At 65.7% G+C, this 14,020-nt stretch carries 12 protein-coding genes; 9 read left to right on the top strand and 3 right to left on the bottom strand.

Features of this window, described 5'->3' with window-relative positions; genetic code table 11:
* The first annotated feature begins 222 nt into the window (after window positions 1-222).
* The 4 genes from GN330_RS13165 (at window position 223) to olsA (ending at window position 4,508) form a co-directional block, all read left to right on the top strand.
* The gene (locus GN330_RS13165) at window positions 223-2,382 is read left to right on the top strand and encodes a malate synthase G (protein WP_156713158.1); all 2,160 of its coding nucleotides are present in this window, start codon (window positions 223-225) and stop codon (window positions 2,380-2,382) included.
* A gap of 87 nt (window positions 2,383-2,469) precedes the next feature.
* Window positions 2,470-3,153, top strand: a complete 684-nt coding sequence (gene tsaB, locus GN330_RS13170) for a tRNA (adenosine(37)-N6)-threonylcarbamoyltransferase complex dimerization subunit type 1 TsaB (protein WP_156713159.1) — start codon at window positions 2,470-2,472, stop codon at window positions 3,151-3,153.
* Complete coding sequence (locus GN330_RS13175; RefSeq protein ID WP_156713160.1) at window positions 3,153-3,650, top strand: GNAT family N-acetyltransferase; 498 nt, start codon at window positions 3,153-3,155, stop codon at window positions 3,648-3,650. The genes tsaB and GN330_RS13175 overlap by 1 nt, the downstream gene beginning before the upstream one ends.
* A gap of 36 nt (window positions 3,651-3,686) precedes the next feature.
* Window positions 3,687-4,508 (top strand): lyso-ornithine lipid O-acyltransferase, encoded by an 822-nt coding sequence (gene olsA, locus GN330_RS13180; RefSeq protein ID WP_156713161.1) that lies wholly within the window; start codon window positions 3,687-3,689, stop codon window positions 4,506-4,508.
* Here olsA and GN330_RS13185 read toward each other — a convergent pair.
* On the bottom strand, window positions 4,472-6,337 hold the full coding sequence (locus tag GN330_RS13185) for a putative bifunctional diguanylate cyclase/phosphodiesterase (RefSeq protein WP_210252321.1): 1,866 nt from the start codon (window positions 6,335-6,337) through the stop codon (window positions 4,472-4,474). The two genes, olsA and GN330_RS13185, sit on opposite strands and share 37 nt — an antisense overlap.
* A gap of 470 nt (window positions 6,338-6,807) precedes the next feature.
* Here GN330_RS13185 and GN330_RS13190 point away from each other — a divergent pair, with 470 nt between their 5' ends.
* Window positions 6,808-8,715: a methyl-accepting chemotaxis protein gene (locus GN330_RS13190; RefSeq protein ID WP_156713163.1), complete on the top strand. Its 1,908-nt coding sequence runs from the start codon at window positions 6,808-6,810 to the stop codon at window positions 8,713-8,715.
* Between the two features lie 76 nt (window positions 8,716-8,791).
* Here the strand turns inward: GN330_RS13190 and GN330_RS13195 are convergent, their stop codons facing one another.
* Complete coding sequence (locus tag GN330_RS13195; RefSeq protein ID WP_156713164.1) at window positions 8,792-9,160, bottom strand: VOC family protein; 369 nt, start codon at window positions 9,158-9,160, stop codon at window positions 8,792-8,794.
* A 14-nt stretch (window positions 9,161-9,174) separates the two neighbouring features.
* Window positions 9,175-10,041, bottom strand: coding sequence for an alpha/beta fold hydrolase (locus tag GN330_RS13200; protein ID WP_156713165.1), 867 nt, complete (start codon window positions 10,039-10,041; stop codon window positions 9,175-9,177).
* 217 nt (window positions 10,042-10,258) lie between these two features.
* Between GN330_RS13200 and GN330_RS13205 the strand changes: the two genes are divergently transcribed.
* The 4 genes from GN330_RS13205 to ybeY all read left to right on the top strand — a co-directional run bounded on the left by GN330_RS13205 (window position 10,259) and on the right by ybeY (window position 14,017).
* A complete protein-coding gene (locus GN330_RS13205) occupies window positions 10,259-10,927 on the top strand; it encodes a TetR/AcrR family transcriptional regulator (protein ID WP_156713166.1) in 669 nt (222 codons plus the stop codon).
* A 92-nt stretch (window positions 10,928-11,019) separates the two neighbouring features.
* On the top strand, window positions 11,020-12,420 hold the full coding sequence (gene miaB / locus GN330_RS13210) for a tRNA (N6-isopentenyl adenosine(37)-C2)-methylthiotransferase MiaB (RefSeq protein WP_156713167.1): 1,401 nt from the start codon (window positions 11,020-11,022) through the stop codon (window positions 12,418-12,420).
* 32 nt (window positions 12,421-12,452) lie between these two features.
* On the top strand, window positions 12,453-13,493 hold the full coding sequence (locus GN330_RS13215) for a PhoH family protein (protein WP_156713168.1): 1,041 nt from the start codon (window positions 12,453-12,455) through the stop codon (window positions 13,491-13,493).
* Window positions 13,494-13,543: 50 nt separating this feature from the next.
* Entirely contained in the window at window positions 13,544-14,017 is a 474-nt protein-coding gene (ybeY, locus tag GN330_RS13220; protein WP_156713746.1) for an rRNA maturation RNase YbeY, read from the top strand.
* Window positions 14,018-14,020: the final 3 nt, after the last annotated feature.

Consider the following 14,020-nt stretch of genomic DNA (forward strand, 5'->3'; position numbering starts at 1 on the left):
GACGAAAACATACCGGGGCCGGCACTCGCGCTCTTTGTTCCCGCGCAAACAAGTGCGAGAAAGGCTCATTCCCGTCGGAATCGCCGATGCGGGAATGGTGTTTTTCCATTTTGGAAAAAGTCTTTGATGCCTATGACGAATTGACGCCTTCCGGCACGAGGTGTTGAACGCGTTGACTTTCGCGCGCGCCGCGCCGCGTGGGGACCGTAACGGAGAAGGCTGATGAGCGACCGCATCGAAATCGAGGGACTGAAGATTGCCGGGGTGCTGCACGACTTCGTGGCCCGCGAGGCCCTGCCGGGTACCGGTGTGGAGGCCGGCCATTTCTGGTCGGCGCTGTCCAAGATTGTGCACGAGTTGGCGCCGAAGAACCGGGCGCTTCTGGAAAAGCGCGATCGTCTGCAGGCCAAGATCGACAACTGGCACCGCCAAAACGGTGCGCCGGCCGATCTCGGCGTCTACAAGACCTTTCTGGAGGAAATCGGGTATCTCCTGCCGGAGGGCGGCGAGTTTTCGATCACCACCGCCAATGTTGATGCCGAGATCGCCACGATCGCCGGCCCGCAATTGGTGGTGCCAGTCACCAATGCGCGCTACGCGCTCAACGCTGCCAATGCGCGCTGGGGTTCGCTCTACGACGCGCTATACGGCACTGATGTGATCCCCGAGACCGACGGGGCGGAAAAGGGCGAGGGCTACAATCCCGGCCGTGGCGCCAGGGTCGTAGCTTGGGCGCGCGACTTTCTCGACGAAAGCGCGCCGCTTGCGGGCGCGCGCTGGGCCGACATGACCGGACTTGCGGTTGAGGACGGAGAGCTGAAGGCGGGCGATGCCGTGCTGGCCGATCCGGCCCAGTTCGCGGGCTATCGCGGCGATCCGGCAGCGCCCTCGACCGTGCTGTTGCGCAAGAACGGCCTGCATATCGAGATTTCGGTCGACCGCTACCATCCGATCGGCAAGGACGATCCGGCCGGCATCTGCGATGTGGTGCTGGAATCGGCCGTCACCACCATCATGGATTGTGAGGATTCCGTCGCTACTGTCGACGCCGAAGACAAGGTGCTCGCCTACCGCAACTGGCTCGGCCTTATGAAGGGCGATCTGGCCGAGGAGGTGACCAAGGGCAAGACCTTCGTGCGCCGCCTGAAGGGCGACCGCGACTACACCGCGCCGGACGGCAGCAAGCTGACGCTCCCCGGGCGCGCGCTGATGCTTGTCAGGAATGTCGGCCACCTGATGACCAATCCCGCGATCCTTGACCGCGATGGCGCCGAGATTCCCGAAGGCATCATGGATGCCATGATGACGGGCATGATTGCGCTGCACGATGTCGGGCCGGATGGGCGCCGAGCCAATTCGCGCGCCGGCTCGGTCTATATCGTCAAGCCGAAGATGCACGGGCCGGAGGAGGTCGCGTTTGCCGTCGAACTGTTCTCGCGTGTCGAGGATGTGCTCGGCATGGCGAAAAACACGCTCAAAATGGGTATCATGGACGAGGAGCGCCGCACCACGGTCAACCTCAGGGAAGCAATCCGCGCCGCGTCCGAACGCGTCGTGTTCATCAATACCGGTTTTCTCGACCGTACCGGGGACGAAATCCACACTTCGATGGAGGCCGGGCCGATGATCCGCAAGGGCGACATGAAGCAGGCCGCCTGGATTTCCGCCTACGAGGCCTGGAATGTCGATATCGGGCTCGAATGCGGACTGGCCGGCCACGCCCAGATCGGCAAGGGCATGTGGGCGATGCCCGACCGCATGGCGGAAATGCTGGAGCAGAAGATCGGCCATCCGAGAGCCGGCGCCAACACGGCCTGGGTGCCGTCACCGACGGCGGCTACCCTGCATGCCACCCACTATCACAAGGTCGATGTCGCCGCGGTGCAGAAGGAATTGAAGAACCGTCCGCGCGCCAATATCGACGACATCCTGTCTGTTCCGGTCGCGACCCGGCCGAATTGGTCCGATGAAGACAGGCGCCAGGAATTGCGCAACAACGCCCAGGGCATTCTGGGTTACGTGGTGCGCTGGATCGACCAGGGCGTCGGCTGCTCCAAGGTGCCCGACATCAACGATGTCGGCCTGATGGAAGATCGGGCGACCTTGCGCATTTCGTCTCAGCATATGGCCAACTGGCTGCATCACGGCGTGGTCGGCAAAGACGAGGTGATGGCGGTGATGAAGGAAATGGCCGCGATCGTAGACCGTCAGAACGCCGACGATCCGCTCTATCGGCCGATGGCGCCGGATTTCGACAGGTCGATCGCCTTCCAGGCCGCGTGCGAGCTCGTCTTCCACGGCCGCGAACAGCCCAGCGGCTACACCGAGCCGGTGCTTCACCGGCGCCGTCTGGAACTGAAGGCGCGCGGAGCCGCCGGCTGAGGCGGCCATTAGGTCCGGATCGCGTTTCGGATCAGCACGCCACGCCGCGCTTGTTTGCCGGCCCGGTTTTGCCTATGCGGTAACCGCATGAAGGTCCTGGCCATCGACACCGCCGCCGAACTCTGCGCGGCCTGCGTCTTCGACGCGGGCGCAGGCCGGGAACTCGGCCGTTCGGTGCGCGATATCGGCAAGGGTCATGCCGAGGCGCTTGTCCCGGTGATGGCCGGCGCGCTTGCCGATGCCGGCTGTGACTATCCCGATCTTGGCGCCATCGCGGTGGCGACCGGCCCCGGTTCCTTTACGGGCGTCAGGATCGGTGTCGCCGCCGCGCGCGGATTGGCACTGGCGCTCGACATTCCCGCCGCGGGGGTGACCACGCTCGCCGCCATGGCCCGCGACGCCCGAAGCGTCTTTCCCGCTCGCATCTGCCTGTCGGTTCTCGACGCCAAACGCGGCGAGCTTTACGTCGCCATCCATGACGCCGAGGGCGGCGTGATCGAAGCGCCGATGATCACCGATGCCGCGCGCGCTGCGACACTCGCGCGCGATCACCGGGCCGTCTTGACTGGGTCCGGCGCTGGCCTCGTCGCCGAGGTCGGAGGCGGTGATCTATTCCAGTTCGCTGGCGAGGGCCGCACGGGAGACATCGCCGCCTACGCGGCCTGCGCCGTCGCCTCGGGATTTTCGCGGCAAAAGCCGAAACCGGTCTATTTGCGCGGTGCCGACGCGCGGCCGCATTCCGGTTTCGCGTTGCCGCGCCGGGAGGGATGATGCGCACGCTGTTTTCTCTGCGCGGCCGCCGGCGCGAATTCCTGGCGGAACGCCTGCTGTCCGCCGACGCGGCCGCGTTGTCGAGCCTGCACGCGGACGGTTTTGCGCGGCCATGGAGCGACGGTGAGTTCGCCGCCCTTCTGGATCAGGAGACGGTTTTCGGTTTCGCCGCGCGCGAAGTCGGGCGTCCTGGCGCAGCGCCGGGCGGTTTCGTTCTGGCCAGGCAGGCTGCGGGCGAGGGCGAGATTCTGACCTTGGTGGTCGCGCCCGCGCTCAGGCGCTGTGGCCTCGGCTGGCTGCTCATGGACGCCGTCCTGCGCGAACTCTATGCCCAGCGCGCGGAAGCGCTGTTTTTGGAAGTTGACGAGACCAATCGGGCGGCGGTCGCTCTTTATCGAAAACTGGGCTTCAGCCAGGTCGGCGCTCGCCCGGCCTATTATGCGCAAAAGACCGCGCCGCGTACGGCGGCGCTTGTCATGCGCCGCGATCTTGTTTAGCGCGTCGGGCGGCGGGGAAAGGGAAGCACCGCAACCATGATGGCCTCGATCCGGGCGGCAATCGTGCTAGCCGTCCTGCTGCCGGTGACATTGGTCGCCATAGGCGTCCAGATGATCGCCTTGCGTATTGGCGTTCCCGATCCCGGCATGGTGCCGACCCTGTGGCACGGGCTGGCGCTGCGCCTGCTCGGCATCCGCGTCCGCGTCCACGGCGCCGCCGATCCGCGTCGCCCGCTGCTGATCGCATCCAATCACATATCCTGGACCGACATTCCCGTGCTCGGCGCGATCATGCCGCTTGGCTTCGTCGCCAAGGCCGACATGGCCGGCTGGCCCGTCTTCGGCCTGCTCGCCAAGCTGCAGCGCACCGTGTTCGTCGAGCGCGACCGCGCCCGGACCTCGGCGATCCAGGCGGGCGCACTGGGCGCGCGGCTCGCCACCGGTGATGTGATGGTGCTTTTCGCCGAGGGGACCACGTCCGACGGGAATTTCGTCGCGCCGTTCAAAAGCACCCTGTTCGCCGCCGCGCAGGCCGCGCTCGACGCGCATGCGGATGATGGCCAGGACGGTGTCCCGAACGTGACGATCCAGCCCGTTGCGATCGCCTATACCCGTCTGCACGGCATGCCGATGGGCAGGTTCCATCGCCGGCACGCCTCGTGGATCGGCGATGCCGACCTGATACCGCATCTCGGGGCCTTGATCCGCGAGGGCGGCATGGATGTGGAAGTGCATTTCGGAGTGCCGGTTCGATTCGAGCCCGGCAGCGACCGCAAGCAGGTGGCGCGCCGCGTGGAGGCCGAAATCCGCGGGCTGATGGTTCAGGCGCTGCGCAGGCCGGGCGCTTCGTCGCGCTGAACGATATCTCGGCCGGTGAGGCGGCGAAAGGCATCGATATCGGCCGGGCGGCCGGTAAAATAGCCCTGCACGAGGTCGCAGCCCTCGGCGATCAGGAAGTCGAGTTGCTCCTGGCTTTCCACGCCCTCCGCGGCGACTTCCAGCCCGAGCGCGTGACCGAGGCCGACGACCGAGCGGATGATGGCCGCCGATTGCTCGACCCGGCCCAGATTTTCGGTGAAGGAGCGGTCGATCTTGAGTGTGCTGAGCGGGAAAGCCTGCAGGTATGACAGCGACGAATAGCCGGTCCCGAAATCATCGAGCGCGATGCGCACGCCGACATCGCGCAGCTTGCGCAGCATCGACATCGCCTGCTCGAAATCCTGGACCATGACGCCTTCGGTGATCTCGAGCTCGAGCCGGTCCGGCGCCAGGCCGGTCTCCTCCAGGATCGCCTGAACGGTACCTGGCAGGTTGCCGCTGCGGAAATGGAGCGGCGACAGATTGACCGCCACGCGCAGCGGATTTTCCCAGGACGCGGCCTCGCGACAGGCGCCGCGCAGGATCCATTCCGACATCTTGACGATCGTATCGTCTTCTTCCGCCAGCGGGATGAAATCAACCGGTCCGATCATGCCGCGCGTCGGGTGGTTCCATCGCACCAGCGCCTCGAACGCAACGGCCGTGCCGTCGGCGGCGAGTTGCGGCTGGAAATGCAGGATAAGCGCGCCGTTGCCGATCGCGGCGCGCAGTTCGCTTTTCAGGAACTGGCGGTCGCGCGCGGCGAGATCCTCGTTGGGGTCGAAGAACACCAGCGGATCCTCGCTCGTCCGCCGGGCACGTATCAGCGCCCCCGCTGCGTTCGCGAGCAGGGTCGAGGCATCCCGTCCGTCGGTGGGAAAGAGCGCGCATCCGATCGCGATCGTCGAGCCGGTCTCGCGCGCGCCGACGCCAGCGGTTCCAGCCGAGCAAAGGTTCGCGGCGAAGCGGCGCAGGCCGTCGCGGCCGGCCGGCTTGCTCAGCACGAGGGCGAAAGTGTCGGAAGCGATATGAAACAGAGGTGTTTTGCCGACGGCCTTTTTCAGGCGCAGGGCGATGGCCCGCAGGGCTTCGTCGCCGGTCGCATGGCCATACATGTCGCTGATATGGGTGTGGCCGAGCACGTTGATGCGCAGCACGGCGAAGGGCGCGTCGCCGCCGGCGCGCTTGGCGATAAGCTGACCTAGCATAGTGTGGAACGAGGTCCGATTGGGCAGGTCGGTCAGTGCGTCGTGGGACGCCAGATGGGCTGCTTCCTTCTCGGCGCGCTTGCGCGCGCTGATGTCGAGAAGAACGTTTACGGCCCCCACGATACTGCCGGACGGTCCCGGGATGGGCGTCGGGAACGGCGCAAACGGAATCCGTGTTCCGTCGGGCCGTTCGGCAATCGCCTCGGCGCCGCGCACGGCCCGATTTTCCCGGATCGCCAGCGCCATCGGACAGTCCTCGTGCGCCAGCGGCGAGCCGTCCGGATTGTAGAGCCGCTCCGTGATGCACCAGCGATCGACCCCCAGCACGGGCCTGCGGCCGGCGAAGGTTTCGGCCGCCTGGTTGAAATAGGTGATGAAACCGTCCGTGTCGGTGGCGTAGACCGGCGCCGGCAGAGCATCGAGCATCGAGCGAACCCACAGTTGATCCGCGTCATCCAGCGGCAGGCCCTGAACTCTGCGCTTGCGCTGGGGCGCCGCCGCATGTGTCACGATGCGCGAGAGCGCGGTGGCGATCTGCTCCGACGTGATTCCCAGCCCGCCGAGCGATAGCGGCGGTCCGGCCGGAGCCGTATCGGTTGGTGGAGGAAATTGGCTATTCACGAGCGCCCCATACCGGTGGCGCCATCGGGCTGGCCCGGTCCGGTTGCGGATGTAGCCGTTTTCACGGCGCATTTTCGGTTTCGTCGAACCTGTAATCGCACGCCACGCGTCTCCGCATGTTCTGTCCGTCGGCACCGCTATCGACAGCCGACCATCCGTTTGCCTGCCGATATTAGGTCCAGAAGCTGAATCAATCTCTACCGCCGCATCCTGAAATTTCGGGGTAGGACGATCCGCACTGCAACCGGGGGCCGTGTGATGCCGGAGTTGGGGCCGATTAACGCTAAATTCACCTGCCGCGTTATAACAGTTCGCGGGCAAACAGCCGCCGGGACGAAGCCGGCCAGCCTGCCGAAGGCGGAAGTGGGGTGCCGCGCTTCGGGCTCAAGCACGTCCGGCGGATGTGCTTGCGACTCCCAGGATCGAATCGGCTGGTATATGCGGCATTTTCGGTCGGGGACGAACCATCCATGAAAAATCTGGCAATATCGAAGAAACTGGGACTGGCCTTTCTGGCGGTGATTTCCATCATCGTGGCGATGAGCGGCGCGGCGCTGTGGAACCTTTCGGCGATCGAACGCGCGGATGCGGCCGCCGAACGGTCCAAGAGCGCGGCCGGCGCAGCGATGAACGCGCGCATGGCGCTGGCTCGCGTCGAAAATTCCTATCGCGGCTATCTGCTGTCGATGGACAAATATTATCTCGAACGCGTTGACAGCCACGAGGCCAACCTGCGCGGACAGTTGGCCGGCCTGAGGGCGTTGAAACAGGCGTCGCCGGAACTGGTCGCGCGGATCGACGCGATCGCGGCCGATGTTGGTACCTACCGCGCGCAGGTGATCGAGGCGGGCAAGAAGCTCGCGGCCGATCCGATATTCAGGTTCAAGGCGATCGAGATGGTTGGCCCCACCGGGACTGCCGACGGGCTGATCGAGCCGATCGAAAACGGTATCGACGCCTTCATCGCCGAGGAGGTCGAGACCAACGCCAGGAATTCGGCCGCGGTCACGACGGCGGTCGCGGATGCCAACACCGCGCTCTATGGCGGCCTGGCCGTCGCGGTGCTTCTGGCCGCCGCTCTCGGCTACCTGCTCAGCCGCTCGATCGCGACGCCGATCCGCGGACTGACCTCGGTCATGGGGCGGCTTGCCGAGGGTGACAATCAGATCGAGGTCCCGGCGACCGGACGCGGCGACGAGGTCGGGCGGATGGCGCAGGCCGTACGGATATTCAAGGATGCTGCGATCGAGAAATTGCGCGTCGAGGCCCAGGCCGTGGAACTGCGTGAGACCGGCGAGGCCGAACGCAACCGTACCGAAGCGGAAAAGGCGCGCGAGGCCGCGGAAGACCACGTCGCCGTTTCCGCCTTGGCGGAGGGGCTGGCTTGCTTGGCGCGCGGTGACCTGACGCATCGCATCGGAATTGATTTCGCGCCCAAAACGCAGCAACTGAAGGACGATTTCAACGATGCCATGGCCCGGCTGCAGGAGACGATGACCACCGTCACCGGCGCGATTGGCGCGATGAAGACCGGCACCGGCGAGATCTGCCAGGCGGCCGATGATTTGTCACGGCGCACCGAGCAGCAAGCGGCGAGCCTCGAGGAGACGGCCGCGGCGCTCGACCAGGTGACGCGCACCGTCAGGCAGACCGCCGAGGACGCGCTGCAGGCGTCCCGGGTTTCGGACGAGGCGCGTGACGGCGCCGAAAAATCGGGTGCGGTCGTGCGCGATGCGGTCGGCGCGATGGCGCAGATCGAAAAATCGTCCGAGCAGATCGGCCAGATCATTGGCGTGATCGACGAGATCGCCTTCCAGACCAACCTCTTGGCGCTCAATGCCGGGGTCGAGGCGGCGCGCGCCGGCGACGCCGGCAAGGGCTTCGCGGTCGTCGCCCAGGAGGTGCGCGCGCTCGCCCAGCGTTCGGCCGAGGCCGCCAAGGAGATCAAGGCGCTCATTTCCACTTCGAGCGGCCAGGTCAACCAGGGCGTAGGCCTGGTCGCACAGACCGGCGAGGTGTTGGAACTGATCGTCGGCCAGGTAAGCGAGATGTCGGATCTGGTCAAAAAAATCGCCGATGCCGCGCAGGAACAGTCGACCGGTCTCGGCCAGGTCAATGTCGCGGTCAATCAGATGGACCAGGTGACCCAGCAGAACGCGGCGATGGTGGAGCAGTCGACGGCGGCCAGCCATTCGCTGGCCAAGGAGGCCGACGACCTGACCAGGCTGGTCGCGCGCTTCGACGTCGGCGGCGGCAGGTCGGTGGCGGGGCGCGAAACCGCAACCCGCTCCGCGGCTCCGGTAGCCCAGCTCAGGACGGCGGGCGGCCGGCAGGCCGTGGCCACGATGCCCGAAGCGGACGGCTGGGAGGAATTCTGAGCCCGCCGCCGGCAGCCACGACATTTGTCGCAAGAACGAGCCGCGTCCCTCCGGGCGCGGCTCTTTGGCGTCCCGGTTACTGCCGGCTGCCGATCACCATGCGATTGCCTTCGCTGTCGCGGAATTCGGCGATGATCCGCCCCGGTTGCCATGGCGCCTCTTGTGGCTCGGTGATGATCTCGACGCCGCCCGCCCTCAATCTCTCGACAATCGCTGCGATATCGTCGGCGACCAGAACCATAACCGGGTCGGAGGACGGCGTTTCGTCGCTGCGCCGGACAAAATGGAGCGTCGTTTCGGCACCGGTGAACCGCAGTTCGATCCAGCGCCAGCCGTCCGGCCCCATCGGCGCGTCGGCAGCGACCTCGCAGTTGAGTTTTTCGAGATAGAATGTCCTGGCGCGTTCCTGGTCGAAGACAGGCAGTTCGGCGAATTGGATATGCATGGCCGTTGCTCCGCTTAGTTGAGGTGAGATTGGCGTCTGGTTTGGTTTCGTCCGAACGCCGCGTGTAGAATTTCGGCGAAGGCGCCGGCGTGCGGACCGTAGCCGCCGTGGTCGCCGGGGAAGGCGACGGGTTCGATGCCGAGCCTGGCCGCGAGGGCGCGGCCGGGACCAGCGGCATCCTCGTTGGACGCCTCGCCGATGCCAACCAGGACAGGCGTTTCGGCTCCGCGCAACCGGTTGATCTCGGGTCGGTAAAGCGACAGCGGCGTCAGCCCGTGGGCGATGAAATATTCCATGTTTGCGTTGATCCGGGTGAAGGTTTCCAGGACCTCTGGCGGCAGGTGGGGCGGCGCGTCGGCAGGTCCGCCGGCATCGTCCAGCCCCGCCATCTCCATGAATTCCTTGACGGCGGCCTCAAGACCGTCGCGCCGGTAGGTGTCTTGGATCGCCCGGTCCTTGGCGATGACCGCCGAGGGATCGTCCAGCATCAGCACACACGGCGGTTCGTGCGCGACGAGGGCCCGCACGTGTCGGGGATGGCGGACCGCGAGATTCAGCCCGATCTGCGCACCGCCGCTGGTGCCGAAGATGTCGGCCGGGGCGCCGTCGCCGAGCGCCGCGATCAGCCGGGCCGCGTCGTCGGCGTGGACGTCCACATCCAGATCGGCGGGTGCATCGTCGAGCGGACTGCGCGAATTGCCGCGCGGATCGTAGGTAACGACGGTGTAGCGGTTGGCCAGATGCTGTGCGAGGCCGGTAAATACGCCAGCGTCGGTCGGCCCGCCAGCGATCATCAAGAGCAGCGGTCCCTGGCCGTGGACTTCGTAATAAAGCCGCGCGCCGGGAACCTTGAGCATTGACGTTTCGGTTGGGTGAGGCATGGCGAATTCTCCCGTTGCGCGCGGCCGCGTGTCGTCGTCAGCCAAGGCGGTTCCCATCACGGCGCTCGTCGCCAGGGCCAGCACGGTTCGGCATTGACGCTTCTCCTGGCGAGATGTGCGATCACAAGAAAAACTGGACGGTCCAGTTCTCCATTTGCAAAAAACTAGACTGTCCAGTACTGTCATGTCAACCGGGAATCGAAACGGGAAAAGCAGCATGACCAGGCCTGCATCGGCGCGACCACCGGACGACGCCACCAGCACATCGCGCTCGGCGCAAAAGCGTCGTGCCATTCTCGACGCCGCCACGGAGGTCTTTCTCAAGTGCGGCTATCCCGGCGCCAGCATGGACGAGATCGCCGCCATGTCCTCGGTTTCCAAGCAGACCGTCTACAAGCATTTCGAAAGCAAGGAGGCGCTGTTCGTCGATATCGTTACCGGCATGACCGACGCGGCTGGCGATATGGTTCACGACCGGACGCCCGTCTTCGACGGCGATGACGGCCTCGCAGCGTATTTGCAGGATTACGCCCATCGCCAGCTCACTGTTGTGCTGACGCCGCGCATCATGCAATTGCGCCGATTGGTGATCGCCGAAGTGAGCCGTTTTCCCGATCTGGCGCGGGTGCTCTACCAGCGTGGCCCCGCCCGGGCGCTGGCCGAGCTTGCCGCATTGTTCGAACGCTTGGCCGCGCGCGGCCTTCTAACGCTCGACGATCCCGCCATGGCCGCGTCGCATTTCAATTGGTTGGTGATGTCCGAACCGCTCAATCGGGCCATGCTTCTGGGCGACGCCGCGATACCCGGCCGGCAGGAGCTGCGCCGCTACGCGGTCGAGGGCGTGCGTGTCTTTCTCGCCGCCTACGGCACCGATCGACGCGGGTGAGCGTCGTCACGCGTGAGACCCGGCCGAACGGTCCGAAGACCGTCGAACGCAACCGCTTCCATCCAGCGGTGAAACGGTTTAGAAGCCCGGCCATGATCCAAACCGACATTGCGGACATCGACAAAGCGGGCGAACGCCCAGACGGTGAAGGCGGGCCGAAGAAGGTTTTCGTCAAGACCTATGGCTGCCAGATGAATGTCTACGATTCCCAGCGCATGTCCGATGCGCTGGCGGCCGACGGCTACGTGCCGACCCAGACGCTGGAGGAGGCCGATCTCGTCCTGCTCAACACCTGCCATATTCGCGAGAAGGCGGCCGAAAAGGTCTATTCCGAGCTCGGCCGCATCCGCAAGCTCAAGGACGAGCGCGCCCGCGACGGGCATGAGACCGTGATCGGCGTCGCCGGCTGCGTGGCCCAGGCCGAGGGCGAGGAGATCATCGCGCGCGCGCCCGTCGTCGACATCGTCATCGGGCCGCAAACCTATCACCGCCTGCCGGAGGCCGTGCGCAAGGTGCGCGCCGGCGGCAAGGTCGTGGACACCGACTATGCGCTGGAGGACAAGTTCGAGCGCCTGCCGCAGCTCCACAAGGGCGAGGTCAAGCGGCGCGGCGTCACCGCTTTCCTGACCGTCCAGGAGGGATGCGACAAATTCTGCACCTTCTGCGTGGTACCCTATACGCGCGGCGCCGAGGTGTCGCGTCCGGTGAGCCAGATCGTGGCCGAGGCCGAAAGGCTGGCGGAAGCCGGCGTACGCGAAATTACCCTTCTGGGGCAGAATGTGAATGCTTGGCACGGCGAGGGCCCCGACGGCCGGCAGTGGGGGCTGGGTGAGTTGCTGTTCCGGCTGGCCGGCGTTCCCGGCATCGCGCGCCTGCGTTATACCACCAGCCATCCGCGTGACATGGACGATGCGCTGATTGCGGCCCATCGCGACCTCGACGCGCTGATGCCGTATCTGCACCTGCCGGTCCAGACGGGCTCGGACAATATTCTCAAGGCGATGAACCGTCGTCATAGCGCCGCCGACTATTTGCGCCTGGTCGACAAGATCCGGGCGGCCAGGCCCGACATCGCCCTGTCCGGAGATTTCATCGTCGGTTTTCCCGGCGAAACGGCTGCCGATTTCGAGGCGACGATGAAGATCGTGCGGGATGTCACATTCGTGCAGGCTTACTCGTTCAAATATTCGCCTCGGCCCGGCACCCCGGGCGCCGATATGGGCGATCAGGTCGCCGAAGCGGTGAAGGATGAACGATTGCAGCGCCTGCAGGCACTGCTCACCACCCAGCAGCGCGCCTTCGCTGGCTCGCTGGTCGGGCGCGGGACCGACGTGCTGATCGAAAAACCGGGGCGTTCGCCGGGCCAGTGGGCCGGTCGTTCGCCGTGGCTGATACCGGTGATTCTTGATGAAAAGCCTGGCGAAATCGGCGACATTGTCGATGTGCGAATCACGCGCACGGGCGCCAACAGCCTGTTTGCCGTGACCGCTTGACCGTAGGCACGGGGCAAGCCAGGGAGACGCGTTTGAACGCCGGCACCACTTTGAAAGCGAGCCCGTCCGGGGCCTCCGACATAGCCCATATCGTCCTCACCTTCGACAACAACAAACATGCCAGCGCGCTTTATGGCCAGTTCGACGAGAACCTGGCCCGGCTGGAGAAGCAGCTTTCCGTCGACATCCGCTCGAAGGGCAATCAACTCTCGATCCACGGCGAGGCCTCGGCCGCCGAGCAGGCGCGCCGCGCCCTCGATTATCTTTACGACCTGGCGCAGAAGGGTGTCGACCTGTCGGCGTCCGAAGTCGACGGGGCGGTGCGCATGGCAGTCGCGGCCGATGACCAACTGACGCTGCCGACCCTGGAAAAGAAGGGCAAGATGGCCGCCGCCCAGATCACGACCCGCAAGCGCACGATCTACGCCCGCACGCCCAACCAGGACGCCTATATGCGCGCCCTCGACCGCGCCGAACTCGTCTTCGGCGTCGGCCCGGCCGGCACCGGCAAGACCTATCTCGCCGTGGCGCACGCCGCCATGCTGCTCGAACGCGGGCTTGTCGAGCGCGTCATCCTGTCGCGGCCGGCGGTCGAGGCGGGCGAGCGGCTGGGCTTCCTGCCCGGCGACATGAAGGAGAAGGTCGACCCCTATCTGCGTCCGCTCTACGATGCGCTCTACGACATGATGCCGGCCGACAAGGTCGAGCGCGCGCTTGCCGCCGGGGTGATCGAGATCGCCCCGCTTGCCTTCATGCGCGGGCGCACGCTCGCCCATTCGGCGATCATCCTCGACGAGGCGCAGAACACGACGACCATGCAGATGAAGATGTTCCTGACCCGCCTGGGCGAAGGCGGGCGCATGATCGTCACCGGCGATCCGACCCAGATCGACCTGCCGCACAACGCCAAGTCCGGTCTGGTCGAGGCCCTGCATGTGCTCGACGAGGTGCCGGGCATCGTCACGGTGCGGTTCGAGGACAAGGACGTCGTGCGCCATCCGCTCGTCGCCGAGATCGTGCGCGCCTATGACCGCCACAGCGTCGGGCGCGACCATCGCGGGGGCGACGTGTGAGCAATCAGGTACCGGGCCGGGCCGGGAACGGCCCGCTCGCGGTGGACGTAATGATTGCCGTCGAGGCGGGGGCATGGGAGCCGCAGGAAAAGCTGGAGACCCGGGTCGCGGGCGCGGTCGGGGCGGTGATCGCGGAATTGGATCTGCGTTCCGGCGCGAGCGAGCTTGGCGTGACCTTCACCGACGACAGGTCCATGCGCGCGCTCAACCGGCAATGGCGCGGCAAGGACAAGCCCACTAACGTGCTCTCCTTTCCCGCCTTTCCCGATCCGAGTCCGAGCCGTATTCCGCCTATGCTGGGCGACATCGTGATCGCATTCGAGACGGTGCGCCGCGAGGCGACACTGGACGCAAAGCCTTTCGATCACCATCTCACCCATCTCTTGGTTCATGGTCTGTTGCATCTTTTGGGGTATGATCATGAAACCGACGACGACGCGGACCATATGGAAGCGACCGAAAGGCGCGTTCTGGCGCGGCTTGCCATCGCCGATCCCTATACCGCAACTGACCGGAGCGAATGACCG

The organism is Nitratireductor arenosus, assembly GCF_009742725.1.
GTDB classification, from domain to species: Bacteria; Pseudomonadota; Alphaproteobacteria; order Rhizobiales; family Rhizobiaceae; genus Mangrovimarina; species Mangrovimarina arenosa.

Excerpts from the sequence above, each read along its gene's own strand:
- miaB (WP_156713167.1), top strand. The coding sequence starts at position 11,020 with ATGATCCAAACCGACATTGCGGACATCGACAAAGCGGGCGAACGCCCA.
- GN330_RS13205 (WP_156713166.1), top strand. The coding sequence starts at position 10,259 with ATGACCAGGCCTGCATCGGCGCGACCACCGGACGACGCCACCAGCACA.
- GN330_RS13175 (WP_156713160.1), top strand. The coding sequence starts at position 3,153 with ATGCGCACGCTGTTTTCTCTGCGCGGCCGCCGGCGCGAATTCCTGGCG.
- ybeY (WP_156713746.1), top strand. The coding sequence starts at position 13,544 with ATGATTGCCGTCGAGGCGGGGGCATGGGAGCCGCAGGAAAAGCTGGAG.
- GN330_RS13165 (WP_156713158.1), top strand. The coding sequence starts at position 223 with ATGAGCGACCGCATCGAAATCGAGGGACTGAAGATTGCCGGGGTGCTG.
- GN330_RS13190 (WP_156713163.1), top strand. The coding sequence starts at position 6,808 with ATGAAAAATCTGGCAATATCGAAGAAACTGGGACTGGCCTTTCTGGCG.
- GN330_RS13195 (WP_156713164.1), bottom strand. The coding sequence starts at position 9,160 with ATGCATATCCAATTCGCCGAACTGCCTGTCTTCGACCAGGAACGCGCC.
- tsaB (WP_156713159.1), top strand. The coding sequence starts at position 2,470 with ATGAAGGTCCTGGCCATCGACACCGCCGCCGAACTCTGCGCGGCCTGC.
- GN330_RS13200 (WP_156713165.1), bottom strand. The coding sequence starts at position 10,041 with ATGCCTCACCCAACCGAAACGTCAATGCTCAAGGTTCCCGGCGCGCGG.
- olsA (WP_156713161.1), top strand. The coding sequence starts at position 3,687 with ATGATGGCCTCGATCCGGGCGGCAATCGTGCTAGCCGTCCTGCTGCCG.